At 45.1% G+C, this 13595-nt stretch carries 13 protein-coding genes; 7 read left to right on the forward strand and 6 right to left on the reverse strand.

Translation table 11 applies throughout. The features are described from left to right. Positions 1-180: 180 nt before the first annotated feature. On the forward strand, positions 181-1311 hold the full coding sequence (locus tag QMA09_RS09575; protein WP_290212931.1) for a hypothetical protein: 1131 nt from the start codon (positions 181-183) through the stop codon (positions 1309-1311). 187 nt (positions 1312-1498) lie between these two features. Then, entirely contained in the window at positions 1499-2158 is a 660-nt protein-coding gene (locus QMA09_RS09580; RefSeq protein ID WP_290212932.1) for a hypothetical protein, read from the forward strand. Between the two features lie 216 nt (positions 2159-2374). Here the strand turns inward: QMA09_RS09580 and msrB are convergent, their stop codons facing one another. The 4 genes from msrB to QMA09_RS09600 form a co-directional block, all read right to left on the reverse strand. Continuing rightward, on the reverse strand, positions 2375-3526 hold the full coding sequence (gene msrB / locus QMA09_RS09585) for a peptide-methionine (R)-S-oxide reductase MsrB (protein WP_290212933.1): 1152 nt from the start codon (positions 3524-3526) through the stop codon (positions 2375-2377). Positions 3527-3544: 18 nt separating this feature from the next. Continuing rightward, complete coding sequence (locus tag QMA09_RS09590) at positions 3545-4051, reverse strand: TlpA family protein disulfide reductase (RefSeq protein WP_290212934.1); 507 nt, start codon at positions 4049-4051, stop codon at positions 3545-3547. Between the two features lie 253 nt (positions 4052-4304). Beyond that, positions 4305-5144 (reverse strand): alpha/beta fold hydrolase, encoded by an 840-nt coding sequence (locus tag QMA09_RS09595; RefSeq protein WP_290212935.1) that lies wholly within the window; start codon positions 5142-5144, stop codon positions 4305-4307. 15 nt (positions 5145-5159) lie between these two features. After that, positions 5160-5999 carry a DUF4097 family beta strand repeat-containing protein gene (locus QMA09_RS09600; RefSeq protein WP_290212936.1) on the reverse strand — a complete coding sequence of 280 codons (840 nt, stop codon included), beginning with the start codon at positions 5997-5999 and terminating at the stop codon, positions 5160-5162. Positions 6000-6126: 127 nt separating this feature from the next. Between QMA09_RS09600 and QMA09_RS09605 the strand changes: the two genes are divergently transcribed. Both QMA09_RS09605 and QMA09_RS09610 read left to right on the forward strand, forming a co-directional pair. Continuing rightward, positions 6127-6732 carry a DUF2238 domain-containing protein gene (locus QMA09_RS09605; RefSeq protein WP_290212937.1) on the forward strand — a complete coding sequence of 202 codons (606 nt, stop codon included), beginning with the start codon at positions 6127-6129 and terminating at the stop codon, positions 6730-6732. A 260-nt stretch (positions 6733-6992) separates the two neighbouring features. Then, complete coding sequence (locus QMA09_RS09610) at positions 6993-7439, forward strand: SRPBCC family protein (RefSeq protein ID WP_290212938.1); 447 nt, start codon at positions 6993-6995, stop codon at positions 7437-7439. An 80-nt stretch (positions 7440-7519) separates the two neighbouring features. Here QMA09_RS09610 and QMA09_RS09615 read toward each other — a convergent pair whose 3' ends face one another. Beyond that, positions 7520-9334, reverse strand: coding sequence for an LTA synthase family protein (locus QMA09_RS09615; RefSeq protein ID WP_290212939.1), 1815 nt, complete (start codon positions 9332-9334; stop codon positions 7520-7522). A gap of 359 nt (positions 9335-9693) precedes the next feature. Here QMA09_RS09615 and QMA09_RS09620 point away from each other — a divergent pair, with 359 nt between their 5' ends. Continuing rightward, the gene (locus tag QMA09_RS09620) at positions 9694-10293 is read left to right on the forward strand and encodes a YdcF family protein (RefSeq protein ID WP_290212940.1); all 600 of its coding nucleotides are present in this window, start codon (positions 9694-9696) and stop codon (positions 10291-10293) included. A gap of 750 nt (positions 10294-11043) precedes the next feature. After that, positions 11044-11475, forward strand: coding sequence for a VOC family protein (locus QMA09_RS09625; protein ID WP_135503061.1), 432 nt, complete (start codon positions 11044-11046; stop codon positions 11473-11475). Positions 11476-11846: 371 nt separating this feature from the next. Here QMA09_RS09625 and QMA09_RS09630 read toward each other — a convergent pair whose 3' ends face one another. Beyond that, positions 11847-12758, reverse strand: a complete 912-nt coding sequence (locus tag QMA09_RS09630; protein WP_290212941.1) for a DMT family transporter — start codon at positions 12756-12758, stop codon at positions 11847-11849. Between the two features lie 344 nt (positions 12759-13102). Between QMA09_RS09630 and QMA09_RS09635 the strand changes: the two genes are divergently transcribed. After that, positions 13103-13561, forward strand: a complete 459-nt coding sequence (locus QMA09_RS09635; protein ID WP_290212942.1) for an SRPBCC family protein — start codon at positions 13103-13105, stop codon at positions 13559-13561. Positions 13562-13595: the final 34 nt, after the last annotated feature.

Consider the following 13595-nt stretch of genomic DNA (forward strand, 5'->3'; position numbering starts at 1 on the left):
CAATATTATAGAAAAACAAAACGGCCCATAAGATGCAGATTTATCCTTGAAATTTATATAGAGAAATAAGGTTAATATCGATGTGGATTTCATTTTATGGAGATCAGGGTGCCTTGAACTTATGCTATTATGAAGCTAGTTGTATAATATATCCATTTTATTGCAGGAAGGAATTTAGTTATGGATTTTAAATCAAGAATCATCGAAGCAGTGACGTCAGCTGAAAAAGAAATCAAGCGTGTAGTGGATGGCCATGAATTGACCATTAAACGCCAAAAAGAAGAGATAGAAGAACTTCGGCAATATGCAAGCCAGGCAGAAGAAATAGAGCGGCTGCAAAAAGAAGTTCAAGAGCTAAGAAAACAGTTGAGAGTTAGTGAAGGGGAAAACTTACTGCTGCAAGTACGCTTGGATTTAGAAGCCGCTAAAGAAAAGAAAAAAACCTCTTCCGAGCTTGTAACGCTCACAGCAAAAGAAAACCCGCCAACTAAAATTTCACAGGAAACGGTGGACAAGCGTGATACCGAAGATGAATGGGAAGATACGCTCCTGCAGGTAAGGAGGGATTTGGAAGCGGCAAATGAAAAGAAACAGCGGGAAAAGACGTATTATGAAAATTCAAGTTCCACTGGTTCATTTGCAGCAACTGATCTTTCTGCAATAAGTGGTTCTGTAAAGCCCGCGATTTACCGCTATAAAGTGAATGTCATTGATGGAACATCCCTTGAAACATTCATACGAAAATATAACTTAGTTGAGCGAGACGCCATATTGCCTCTATATGAAACGAAAAACTCACGTGAGATTTACTTGTATACAGAAGTGGAAACCATCTTTATCGATTTATTGCTAAAAGAAATATATATGGTGAAGGATGAATTTGATAAGCTGCAAGCAAGGTATTCGCCATTGGTTCTGAAGCATAGGCAACTTACGGCTATAAAGCACCCTGTCCGAGAAAAACAAAGTGCCGATACAGCAGGAATTCAGTGGGGGTCAATTGATGCGAAGCCATCTTTTTTAAAGGATCCAATCGAAGATTCGCTGTTCAGTGAGCAAAGCGAATTGAACAAAATGGGGTATCGGATTAGCGGCATCACAAGAGAAGAAAGATGGGAAGTTCTTAGAAGGGCGATTCCGGCATTAGGATTAAAGAAAGTGGTCAATATCATTAGCGCAAATGTGAGACTAAGAAAAAGACAGAAAAATGGTGAGCAGAAATACCAGTACGCTATTGCGGAATGGGAGTATGACCTTAGCCAACTTAAGAAAAAGTATTATTATGACGGGTTTAAATGGCCTGAGAGTTAAAAAGGTTTAAAGATGAAAGCTGATTGTTTTGTTCGTTGATGAACAAAACGACCAGCTTTTTTGTAATGGCATCAGGTTTTAATTTAACTTTTATTTCTTATGTGCATAATTATTTTAGTAAGAAAAAAGATTCGTTATAATCCCTTAATTTGGTATGATCTTATCATAACCTTAAGGAGAATTATTTATGCTAAACAATCGCCAGCGCCAATTCCGCAAGCTGATGAAAGAAGCGGAAGCTACTAAACAAAATCAAAAAGATATTTACAGTTATCAGGATCAACGCTTCGGGAGTGAAAAACCAAGCAAGCGTTATAAGAGGCCACTGCTCCAAATCGGCGGTGTCGTGAGTCTATTAGTGTTGATATGGAATTTATACGCTTTTTCTTCTTATATAATTCCTTGGCAAGGAAACAATACGTTATTATCCACGGACCAGTTCGAAGTCCATCAATACATACAAAAAAGTTCCGGTATAGAAATGGCGGTCAATGAGATTTTGGTTTCTTTGGTAGAGCAATATAATGCAAATGCTTTAACTCTTTTTCATATTGAAGAGGCACAGCAAAAATTATTTGAACTCCAAAAAGAGGGAGAGACAGACGATCCACGCTTTCTTGCAATGAAGGTATATTTGGAAGAACAGTATACCCTAGCTTATCAAATGACGAATGTGCTCAAGACTGAAAACTCTAACGCTAAGTATCAAGAAATGAATCAAATCATCAGTCGTCAAGAAGCACTTTTGGCTCGCAGAAATGCCGTTCTGATTAATGTATTGGAAAGCGAGAAAATTCCTTACGAGCAACAAGGAGATGGAAGCGTTTCTTATGAATACGAGATTTAAAAGCAGGGTGCATCGGCAAGATGCGGTAGAGATGTGACCGAGTTGTTGTAATAGTTTAGCCAAGAACGAAACATTGCAAGTATAAATGGTTTCCATCCTCATATTTTAACGCCGCAGAAAATCAATAATCACCCTATTTAAAAAGAACTGCCAGAAGAAAATACGCCAAAATAAAAATAACTGCCCCTTAATTGCCGGGCAGTTATTTTTATTTTGTTATTGCAGAATGTCTTCCAAATAGCCGTACCCTTTCTGTTTCATCTCATCCTGCGGGATGAAAAGAAGAGAGGCGCTGTTGAGGCAATAGCGCAACCCGCCTTTGTCTGCCGGGCCGTCATCAAAAACGTGCCCAAGGTGGCTGTCGCCGGTGCGGCTGCGCACTTCAATTCGTGTTCCTAAAAAACCGTTGTCTTCGTGTTCAGTCACGACAGCAGGCTCAATCGGTTTTGTGAAGCTTGGCCAGCCGGTTTTTGAATCGTATTTGTCTTTTGAAGAGAACAGTGGTTCACCGGTTGTGATGTCCACATAAATCCCAGGTTCGTAATTATCCCAGTATTCATTGGAATAAGCCTTTTCGGTGTCATCATTCTGTGTAACATTGTATTGAATTTCAGTTAGCTGTGCCTTCAATTCTTCGTCGCTTGGTTTCGGGTAGATCGCCGGATCGATCAAAGCCGGAACTTCCTGGTCTTCAAGGGAGTCGAACTCCACGTGGCAATAGCCGTCCGGATTTTTCTCAAGGTAATCCTGGTGGTATTCTTCCGCAAGGTAATAATGAACAAGCGGCTCGACTTCCGTAACGATTGGGTCATCGTATTTGTCCACTTCGCCAGCCATGACTTTTTCAATGACAGCGCGGTCTGCTTCATCCTTATAGTAAACACCGGTGCGGTATTGTTCACCGCGGTCATTGCCTTGCTGGTTCAAGAGTGTCGGGTCGATGATCATGAAATAATGCGACAGCAGCTTCTCCAAATCGACACGTTCGGGATCATAGCGTACATGGACGGTTTCCGCATGGCCGGAATTTCGGCGTGTCACATCTTCATAAGAAGGGTTTTCCGTGTTGCCGTTGGCGTAACCGGAAGTGACATCATAGACGCCGTAAACCCTTGCCATATAAGCTTCGACTCCCCAGAAGCAGCCTCCCGCAAGCCAGATTTCCTCCAAGTTTGCGGTATCGAAGTCCAAATCCTTATTTGGGTTGTCCGGGAAAGGGGAGGCGGGTGCAGAATCTGCGCCGCTGTTACTGCCGCTTGTACCGCTATTTGTGCTGCTGCCGATATCTGTCAGCGGATTCGAACATCCGGACAATAAGAGGAGCAGGAACAGGAAGAAGAGAAGGGATGAAAAACGCTTAATATTCATTGGGATGTCCGCCTTTCGTTATTGGATGGTATCGAATGTTTCTTTTATTTGTTCGTTGCTGAAATGGCCAGGCGAGCTTTTGACAAGCACACCGTCCGAGCCGATATAGACGGATGTAGGATAGGCCAGTACGCCGTAATCTTCAAAGACAGGGCCTCCTTCGTCCAAAAGCACTTGCACGTTCTCGGTGTTCTCAACGCCTTTGAACCATTTCTTGAATGATTCGCTGTTCTTTTCAGCATTTGAACTTGGCGAAACGATGGATAATACAGCAAAGTCGTTTTCTTCGCCAGTCAGTTCATTCAATTCGCTCATGCCGGAAAGGCAGATCGAGCACCAGGAAGCCCAGAATTTGATATAGACTTTTTGGCCTTCGTATTCCGAGAGGTTATGGCTTTGCCCATTTATATCGACAAGTTCGAAATCAGGGGCGGCATCTCCATTATTTGCACTGGGTGCCGATGAACAGCCCGCTAATGCCAGAACAAAAGCCGCCAGCAGCAATATTTTTATCTGTGTATTCATCGCAATCATCCTCTGCAAAAGAAGCCCGATGGCTGCAGCTTCGTAGTTTACTTTCATCATATAGCTGAATTGTCAGAAAATACATTGAAGACCCTCCAATAAATAAAAGAAGGAGCTATTTTAAGGCGGAATCGTGAAATTATCCTTAAAGAAATACAATGCTTACCTATTAAACGCTATAAACATCCATTTAGATCATTGAAAAGCCAGCTGATCGATTCGAACTTTACTGGAATCGAGTGGCTGGCAGGGGTTATTCGTATTCGAATTTCGCTGAATCCGGACCCATCCAGACGTCATCGATGAAAGTGGTGATTTCTTTGGCGACATTTTTAGGATCTTCCCAATACAGCATATGGCCGAGCTGCGGGAAAACGGTGAGACGGGCATCTGTGATGGCGCTCGCCAGTTTTTCCTGGTCTTTTCGTGAAGCGATGGTGTCTTTGCCGCCGCAGACAATAAGCGCAGAAGCTTTTACTAGATGAAGCTGATCTGGAAATTTCTCTTTCAGCAAAGCTTCGCTTGCTTCTCTCCATACGCGTGCGGGCACTTTTTGCGATTCGCTGAACATCATCTCCAGAAAATCAGCAGGAACGGGTTTGACAAGAAGGCCGTCTGTGAAACTTCTGATAAACGCCAAACTGACGGGGTCTCTTAAACGGGACAACGTGGATTCCTGTGTTCTGACAATATCCGGCTTATCGCCAAGAGCGGAAGGGACGCCCACCAGGATAAGTCCAAGAACCCGCTTAGGATGGCGGGCAGCGAATTTCCTTGCAGCAAACCCACCGCTGGATGCCCCCAGAATAAAGGCTTTCCGGATGCCCATTGCATTCATGAACTGCCGCAAGTCCGCTTCAAAATCCTGCGTCTTGTACGTCATGTCAGGCATATCAATGCCGTCGTGTCCGCGTTGTGTAAAAGCGATAGCCCGAATCCGGCTTGGGAAATGCTCGAACAGCCCTTCAAATGACCGGCAGGAATCGCCGAGCCCATGCAGCAATATCATCGGAATGCCAAGCGGATCGCCGGCTTCTATATAAGAAATTTTTCTGTTATTCGGCAAGGTAATTTCTTTGAGTTCTAATACCAATAGATTCCACTCCCTTCAATCCACCACAATGCGGCCATTTTTTGTTGCAAGTTTGATAAGCACATCTCCGCTGCCGAAGCTGACTTGTCCAGAATTGCGTCCGAATACTTCCAGGCGTCCATTTTCAACACGTGCCTGGATGCGGGCGTTGGCAGGTTCGTTTTTGGTATGAATTTCAATGCGTCCATTATTCGTCTCAAAGTCGACTGGGAAATCTAGCGTGTCAGTGGTCAATTCGATGCGCCCGTTATTTGCTTTGGCCTGCAGCTCGCCTGACACATCCGTGAAAATGATGCGTCCATTCGATGAGCGGACAGTCATGTCAGCGTCCATTTTTGCCAAATCGATTGCGCCGTTAGCTGTTTCGATATTGACGACATCACTTTCGACCGCTTCCAAATCGATGCGCCCATTGTCCGCTTCCAGGGATAGTTCAGCAGCCCGAATACCTTGCGCTTGAATCGTTCCGTTATTGCTGTCTACAGTGAGCGATTCCAAACCACCCTCAGGCACATAGACTTGCAGCGAATAGGAGCGGTGGAAGCCGAAGACGAAAAAGCGGGAACGATCCTCGACTTCAATAAACAAGCGGCCGCCAGAAATATCTGTTTTCAATATGAAATCATCGCTATTTCCTGTCAGCACGATTCGGGATGTGCCATCATTGCTCGGCAGAAAGTCCACCCGGGAATTTTCCACTATGATTTCCATGTCTTTGATTTCTGCACCGAAGGTCTTCTCCTCCAGCACTTCCTGTTCTGCCGAATCTGAATTGTAGATGGCATATAGGATTGCAATGGAAACGATTAAAAAGAGTGCAGTTGCAATAAGCAAAACCTTAATCAATGTTTTCATGGCTGGATTCTCCTTTCTGCAATAAAACATGAGCGGGAATGTACAAGGCAACAGGGGATTTTCAAAGTTTGTTGAATACTTACAATAAGAACAAGAGAAAAAAGGCAACGCGGAAGGAAGGATAATCATGGAATCTGTGCAGAACAGAAGGGCGATTGCCATAGAGCGGATTGTCTGGTGGTCGGTACAAGCCTCTTTGCTGGCGGGCATCTATTATATGTACACCCAAAACAATGGAACGAAAGTATTTATGGGCTTTTTGACTATCGGGGTCATGATAGCCATCGCATTTGTGCAAAGGCGCTTCCAGTACCCGCTGCCATCTATTTTCGCCAGTATTGTCTATGGCTTCGTCTTTTTTTCGGTCGTTGTCGGTACGTTCGGCGGAGGGTATAAAATCAATCATTTCGACGATTTCCTCCACATATTCTCAGGCATTTGGATTGGCTATGCCAGCTGGATCATTTTTCGCCGTCTAATCCGCAACGGCGGTGCTGCCAATCTCCCGAACTCCTTTATCGCGCTTTACATGATCTGTTTTTCACTTGCGGCTGCGGCTGTTTGGGAATTGATGGAGTTTGCAGGCGATAAACTATTTAGTTTCACCGCACAAGGCCGTGACCCGGACGATACAATGATCGATATGATCATGGGGCTGATCGGCGGCTCAATCAGCGCTTTTGTTATCTTGAAATTGCGCAATAGAGACAAGGGGAAGAGTGAAAAAGAGTAGCCCGTAATCCGCGTCCTCCGGCACTTTTTATATGCTACTGATTTTACCATAAAATTTTGTAGATATCAGAAAAATCAGTTTATTTAAGGCAATGATTGCTGTACTATTGATTAAAGGAAGTGATTTTATGGAAGGTGTCTTCGCATTTTCACCCGTTATGATGGCTGCAGCAGTCCTAGTAATCGGACTTATTGTCTTTTTCGTTTTTCGGAACCGTTCGAAGTGATGCAGAGATTTTCAGGCAAGAGGAGGATGCCGTAATGTGGAACTTGAAAAAAGTTATTTATATCGACCGCAGGGTGGAAGAAGTCCATCAATTCGCAACGAATCCGAAGCTGTGGTATCAATGGTACGCTGGCTTGTCGGAAGCCGAAAACTTGCTTGGAACGGGTGGCAAAGGCACGAGCTTGGATTTGAAGTATTCTTTTCTTGGACGTTATCTAGCATTGCATGTGCTTGTTGAGGAAAATGCGCCGGTGAACGATGGCTATATTTGGCGATGCCTGATCTCTGGTGCGATCGACGCGACCCAGACTTGGAGTTATTTGCCGGCAGAAGAAGGCACTGTCGTCCAGTTTGAAATGGATTATGAATTGCACGGCAGCATTCTGGGGAAAGTGGCAAATAGGTTTTACGTCAAAAAGCTGATGAGCAATTCAGTCGAGCAGACATTGCAAAACCTCAAAGATATCAGTGAAAGTGATTGAAGCCAAAAAAGGCAGCTCCGAAAATCATGTAAATGATTTTCGGAGCTGCCTCTATTATTGAATTGAAGCTCATGTTGTTTTTACTCTATTGTTTCCAGCGCGTTGCGTTCAATGATTGTATCCGATAGGCGAAGTTGCTCGGCGGCTTGTTCTATGCCTTTTTCACAGTCCGCGAAATTTGTCGGGCTCCCAGTTTCCAGAGAATAGCAAATGCCTTCACCAGCCGTTTGCGTCAAATCGGGTTTGTAGTAAACGTCTTCATACTGGAATGCACCGTTTCGGAAAACTGTGATGTTGGGTTCTTCGTCCAGCAGCGAATGGCCAAGCATATAGGCGGGCTTCATATTAAGCAAGTCGAGAATAGTTGGTGCAATATCGATTTGTCCACCGCCCGCTTGGACTACTTCTCCTTTTTTCAAGTTCGGCGGTTTGATGAACAACGGAACTTGCCGGTCGAGGCGGAAGGCATCGGCGGCTGTTTCAGCACCCGCTTTTTGTGCGAGTTCAGCTTCTGGTGCGTTCAATCCACTGTCATGGTCCCCGTAAAATACCACTAATGCATCATCCCACATGTCTTTTTTCTTTAAGTCTTCAACCATTAATCCAATAGCTGCATCGACATAATGTACGGTGTGGTAATAATTCTGCAAAAGCTCATCTTCGTAGCCAGTGAGATCAAGCCGTTTTTCTTCATCAGGAATGTCATAAGGCGTATGGCTCGTCAGCGCGACCATGAATGCATAATACGGTTCCGGCAAGTCTTCCATTAAAGACACGGAAGTGCTGAAAAATTCTTTATCATTTAATGCCATGCCAATGACGCCATCATCGGGGAAGTCTTTCTTGCTGAAGAACTGATTGAAACCGATGTTCTTGTAAAAATCATCACGGTTCCAGAAATCTTTTTCAAACGCATGCATGGCTGCCGTTTCGTAGCCAGCTTTTTTCAACAGCCCGGGCAGCGCTTCAAATTCATTGTCCGCGTATTGGGTATAAACCGATCCGGATTTTACGGGATGCAGCGAGCTATTGGTGATAAATTCGGCGTCCGACGTACGCCCTTCATGGGTCTGATGATAGAAAGACGGGAAGTACAGCATTTCCTGTTTCAACGCGTTCAAGTTCGGCGTCACTTCCTGTTCGTTAATCTGCTGGTCGATGACGGAAGTTTGAAAAGATTCGAGCTGCACCATGATGACATTCGGCTGCTTGGCCGATGCCGCCACCGGTTCTTCCGGTTTCAGCGTTTCGATTTCCAGCTTTTCCGCTTGAGTGATTTCTTCGCCGAATCCAGTGGCAGCGGCGATGCCTTTCGCTACATCGGCACCGTGGTAACCCCAGAAACCAAGCTGGTAATACTCACGCATATTGGAAATCGACCCTTCCACCAGCCAATCTTCTTCATTGGCGTAGCTGGAGGCTAACGGGGCGATGAAAAGCACAAGGCCCAGTGCTGTAACAGCGCCAGCCCGTATGCGCCGATTGCGGAGAGGTGTGTTGTCCGCTTTATTGCGTGTAAAGAATATCAAGAAGGCGAAGAGGAGCAGGTCACCGAAGAACAAGAAATCCTTTGCTTCGATCAAGGTCATGAAGCCGCCTCCGACATCGCCCATCTGGCCGATATCCGACAGCAGCGAAATGGACAATAAGTCTTCGAAATAGCGGTAATACCACGTGTCCGAAATGAGCAGTGTGCTATGAAGAAATAGCGACGCCAGCAAAATCCAACGGCGTACCTTCGGTTTCAGAACCAACGACCAGCTCGTCAGCACCAGGATGCCCGCAAGATTAATCACAAAGAAATTAAAGTTAAATGCGCTCGCTGTAAACACGCTGAACAAATAGATTTTAGACAGGGACAAAACCAGGTAAAGCCAGTAATCTATATCTTTCATGAAAACCTCCGAACCAAATGCGAAACGAGCAAGCATTTTCTTTTCCTTTACCTTTAAAGCAAGGCAGGAAAACGTCGGAAACTGAATAGAATGTGGCGATAATTTAACAATGTATAATATTTATGAAATTTAAGTAGAAGAAAAGTAGATAGATAAAAAAGATGTGATTGCGCGAACCGCTGCAGCCCATCACTAGCTTATTAGCCAGATGGCAGCGGTTCAATGGAACGCTGGAAATGTGATTATTTGATGTTTTTTTCAAAATTCCTCTTTTCATTCAGAAGAAGTGGGTTGTTAATGAGATGGGAAGACACAATAGGGACTGTATAGAAAAAAGTACATAAAAAGGAAGACGGCTATTGACGACAACGATCACTCGGAAAATTACGCGCCTGATTTTAGCAGCGCTGCTCATTTTCACAATTTTTGCTGCATACGGAATTTGGACATTTGCAGGGGAATCGGAACTTATAAAGACCGATGCCGCCATCGTTTTAGGCACGAAAGTCATTGACGATCAGCCCACGCCTGTGCTGAAGGAACGCATCAATCATTCAATTTGGCTATACGAGAACGGCTATGTGGGGAAAATCATTTTCACTGGAGGCAAGACGGATGGGGCGGATTTCGCCGAATCGGAAGTGTCCCGTGATTATGCATTGAGCAAGAATGTGCCTGCAGAAGATATTTTGATCGAAACGCAATCGATGATCACGGAGGAGAATTTTTTATACGCCAGTGAGATTGCCGCTGAACAGGAACTGGACAGTTTTTTAGTTGTCAGCGACCCCTTACATATGAAGCGCGCCTTGTTGATGGCGCATGTTGCAGGGATTGATGCCTATTCATCACCGACGACGAGTTCAGTTTATCAATCACTAAGCAGCCAATTGCCTTTTTTTGCGCGTGAAATCGGCGCTTATGTAGGATATGTCCTGACATTCAGCTTTTTGCATTAAAGGAGTAAGCGCAAACCGCATTGTGGATTGTGCTTCAGAAGGTATACAAAATCTAATCAAAAAGAATAACTGTGTATACCCCAACCGGTCTGGCCACTTCGCTTTCCGTGGGCTCAGCTTCAGCCTCCTCGTCACTGGCGTGCCTGCGGGGTCTTCAGCCTTCGCTGTCCCACAGGAGTCTTCGTGGCCAGACCGGTTGTTAGCATGTAGCTCTAATTGAAGAGAGTAACCAACTCATCCACTTTTCATAAACAATCTCTCAAGGATTCGGAGCGCAATGCGGCGAAGAGCAAATATGTGCTCCTGCATCGCTGCGCTAGCTTCGTCGCAAAGACCATGTCCGAACTTCTTTCGGACACGATCTTTCCTGCGGAAGAACGGAGTGATGAGACCCCGCAGGAGCTTGCGACGAGGAGGCTCAGCGCTTCGTCCGCGGAAAGCGTCCGCATGTAGCGCAGATTCCGGTATACCTAAAATGCAATGACTTTTATTCTTTAAGTAACTTAAATATTTATTTGTCGACTACCTTAAGCGCAAATCGCATAGCGAGCGGATTGCGCTTTTTTTAGAAATTGTTATTGATTTCGAATTTAAAAGACGGAAAATTTAGATAAATAACTTCCTTTTTTCTATGGGAAAAGGTATAATTAATTAGAACAAGCGTTCTCTTTTTAGATCTTTCAAAACGGCTATGGACATTCGAAGGGGGACTTTACATACGGAATACGATAAGAGGAAAGGGTGAGCAACGTGTCAGTTAATGTGTATATGATTTTCAATGGCAATTGCAGGGAAGCCGCAGAGTATTATGCAGAAGTTTTCAAAACCGGAAAGCCTGAGATTATGCTTTTTGGCGATATGCCGCCAGATCCAAGCTGGGAAATGCCGGAAGAGGTGAAGGATAAGGTCATGCACACGAGTTTGAATATCCATGGCAGCGAAGTCATGTTTTCCGATACCATGCCGAATGCGCCGGTAGTTTTCGGTAAAAACATCAATGTTACGGTGGTATCCGACAATCTTGAGCAGATGACCGAAGAATTCAATCGGCTTGGCCAGGATGGCAAAGTGCAGATGGAAATGCAAAAAACGTTCTGGAGTCCAGCGTATGGTGCAGTCGAAGATAAATTCGGCATTGACTGGCAGTTTAGCTTCGATGATGGAACCAATTTTCAAAACTGAATGCGAAAGCTGGATGGCTGCATGCAGCACTCCAGCTTTCTTTTTATTTTTTTCGCATCGACAGCGCCTGTTGAAACTTTTTATGCGCTGTTCCGTAAATAGCTGAAACGGGTATAGAGTTGAAAACCACTCAAGAGCGGAGGGCGGATATGGTCATCAGAAAAGTTCAGCGCATCCTTTATAAAACCGATCGTCTATTAGGAGACGCCAGGGCGGTCCGAAACGGTTCAATTGGGCGACGGCTTGCACGGCGAATGGCTGGCAGAGCAGCCAACCGGATATTGAATAAGCTGTTCAAGTACTGACATAGCAAAGGAGGTGCCCCAAAAGTGATTTTGGGCACCTCCTTTTTGCTATGATGTGTACTATTCCTAAGCGATTGATTCCGTTGTTTTCCGGGAAGCTCTGCGGCGGGTTCTGCCAAGAAGGCTGACAATCAAAACGCCGCTGATGGCAATTGCGCCTCCTGCAAGTGACATGCCGGTCGGCAATTCATGAAGCCACATCCAGGCGACAGCTATTGCGACAGCCGGCTCCAAATAGATGAGGCTGGAAACGGAGCTGGCATTCTCCATCGACAATGCGGCTGACCAAGTGACATAGGCGATTGCCGCTGGGAAAATGCCGACATACAGCGTTGCGAAATGAGCTTCCACTGAAGCGTTTTGCACCGCATCCAACAATCCTGGTGAGAACAACAGGAATGGCAAGGTGCCAGCCCAAGTGAAATAGGCGGTGAGTTCAATCGCAGAATAGCGGGCCAGCAATGGTTTTTGGAAAACAAAAAACACAGCTGAAGCCAAAGCAGCGATAATGACAAGAAGCGCACCGCCTGTCATCGCTATTGATGCGCCAGCCGAGCCCAGCGCAATAATGGAAATTCCCGTAAAGCCTACTGCTAAACCAAGCCAGCCTAGTCCGGTGAGGCGTTCTTTCAAGACGAAATAGGCGATTAATGCAGTGAAAATCGGTCCTGAACCGACGAGCATGCCGGCAGTGCCTGCCGAAATGTTTTCCATACCAAAAGTCACGAAAATATGATAAACGCTGATGCCGATCCAGCCCAGCACCAGAATGCGGATGATGTCACTCTTATATGGCAAACGGAAGGCAGTCCCTGGCCAAAGCGCATAAATCAGGAACAGCAGTGATGCAATAAGGAAACGCATGAGAACATTTTGTCCGGCATCGTAGCCGCCTTGAAGGCCGACACGGATTGCCGCAAACGAAGAGCCCCAAATCAAAATCGAGAATAAGGCCAATGAAAAAGCTTTTGCGTTCAAAAAATCTCCTCCCACTAATTAAAACAGACAGCTATTATTATATGCCTATTTGGCGGAAATGTCTGCAGCAAGGAGTGCCGGTCTCAAGAAATAACCGGCTCCTCCTTATGACATGGCAGATGAATAAATAGTCGGATTTTATGTTTTTTATTCAAAATATGCAGTTCCGTTCCTTTTACTTTTAATGGAATTCGTATTAATATGAAGAAGAATATACAAACAACATACATAGCAGCTTGCTAAGCAGCCTTATTCCCGTCGCAGCCGGTGGATTCAGAAGCGAAAAGGAGGGAAGTAAAATTCCATGCCTGGGGTTCTGCATCTAAAACGAGGAGGAGAATATCATGTGGACGCTTGAAAAAAGCATTATTATCGACCGTCCAGTTGAAGAAGTTTATGAATACGGAAGCAACCCGACGCTTTGGTATCAATGGTATGCTGGCCTATCTGAACCGAAAAATATGACCGGTCAAGGTGAGGTTGGCACAAAAGCGGATTTCACTTACACCATGATGGGCATGCATATGCCGATTACTGTCGAAGTAATCGAGAACAAGCAAAGCGGCATGGGCTATTCGTGGAAAGGCGAAGTCACCGGATCGATCACATCCCATCAGCATTGGACTTACATGAAGGAAGGGCGAGGCACAAAAGTTTCATACAGTGAGGCATACGAAATGCCGAACAGCCTTTTGCGGAAAGTGGCAGATAAATTGATCATCCGCAAGCTTTTGGACAACGCGATGGAACAGACTTTTAAAAATCTGAAGGATGTCTGCGAAGCCAAAAAAATAAGTGCATGAAAACAGCCAGCCCCTTTTCAGGGACTGGCTGTTT

This window comes from Planococcus sp. APC 3906 (assembly GCF_030407685.1).
Taxonomy (GTDB): Bacteria; Bacillota; Bacilli; order Bacillales_A; family Planococcaceae; genus Planococcus; species Planococcus koreensis.

Excerpts from the sequence above, each read along its gene's own strand:
- QMA09_RS09600 (WP_290212936.1), bottom strand. The coding sequence starts at position 5,999 with ATGAAAACATTGATTAAGGTTTTGCTTATTGCAACTGCACTCTTTTTA.
- QMA09_RS09605 (WP_290212937.1), top strand. The coding sequence starts at position 6,127 with ATGGAATCTGTGCAGAACAGAAGGGCGATTGCCATAGAGCGGATTGTC.
- QMA09_RS09590 (WP_290212934.1), bottom strand. The coding sequence starts at position 4,051 with ATGAATACACAGATAAAAATATTGCTGCTGGCGGCTTTTGTTCTGGCA.
- QMA09_RS09575 (WP_290212931.1), top strand. The coding sequence starts at position 181 with ATGGATTTTAAATCAAGAATCATCGAAGCAGTGACGTCAGCTGAAAAA.
- QMA09_RS09635 (WP_290212942.1), top strand. The coding sequence starts at position 13,103 with ATGTGGACGCTTGAAAAAAGCATTATTATCGACCGTCCAGTTGAAGAA.
- QMA09_RS09615 (WP_290212939.1), bottom strand. The coding sequence starts at position 9,334 with ATGAAAGATATAGATTACTGGCTTTACCTGGTTTTGTCCCTGTCTAAA.
- QMA09_RS09580 (WP_290212932.1), top strand. The coding sequence starts at position 1,499 with ATGCTAAACAATCGCCAGCGCCAATTCCGCAAGCTGATGAAAGAAGCG.
- msrB (WP_290212933.1), bottom strand. The coding sequence starts at position 3,526 with ATGAATATTAAGCGTTTTTCATCCCTTCTCTTCTTCCTGTTCCTGCTC.
- QMA09_RS09610 (WP_290212938.1), top strand. The coding sequence starts at position 6,993 with ATGTGGAACTTGAAAAAAGTTATTTATATCGACCGCAGGGTGGAAGAA.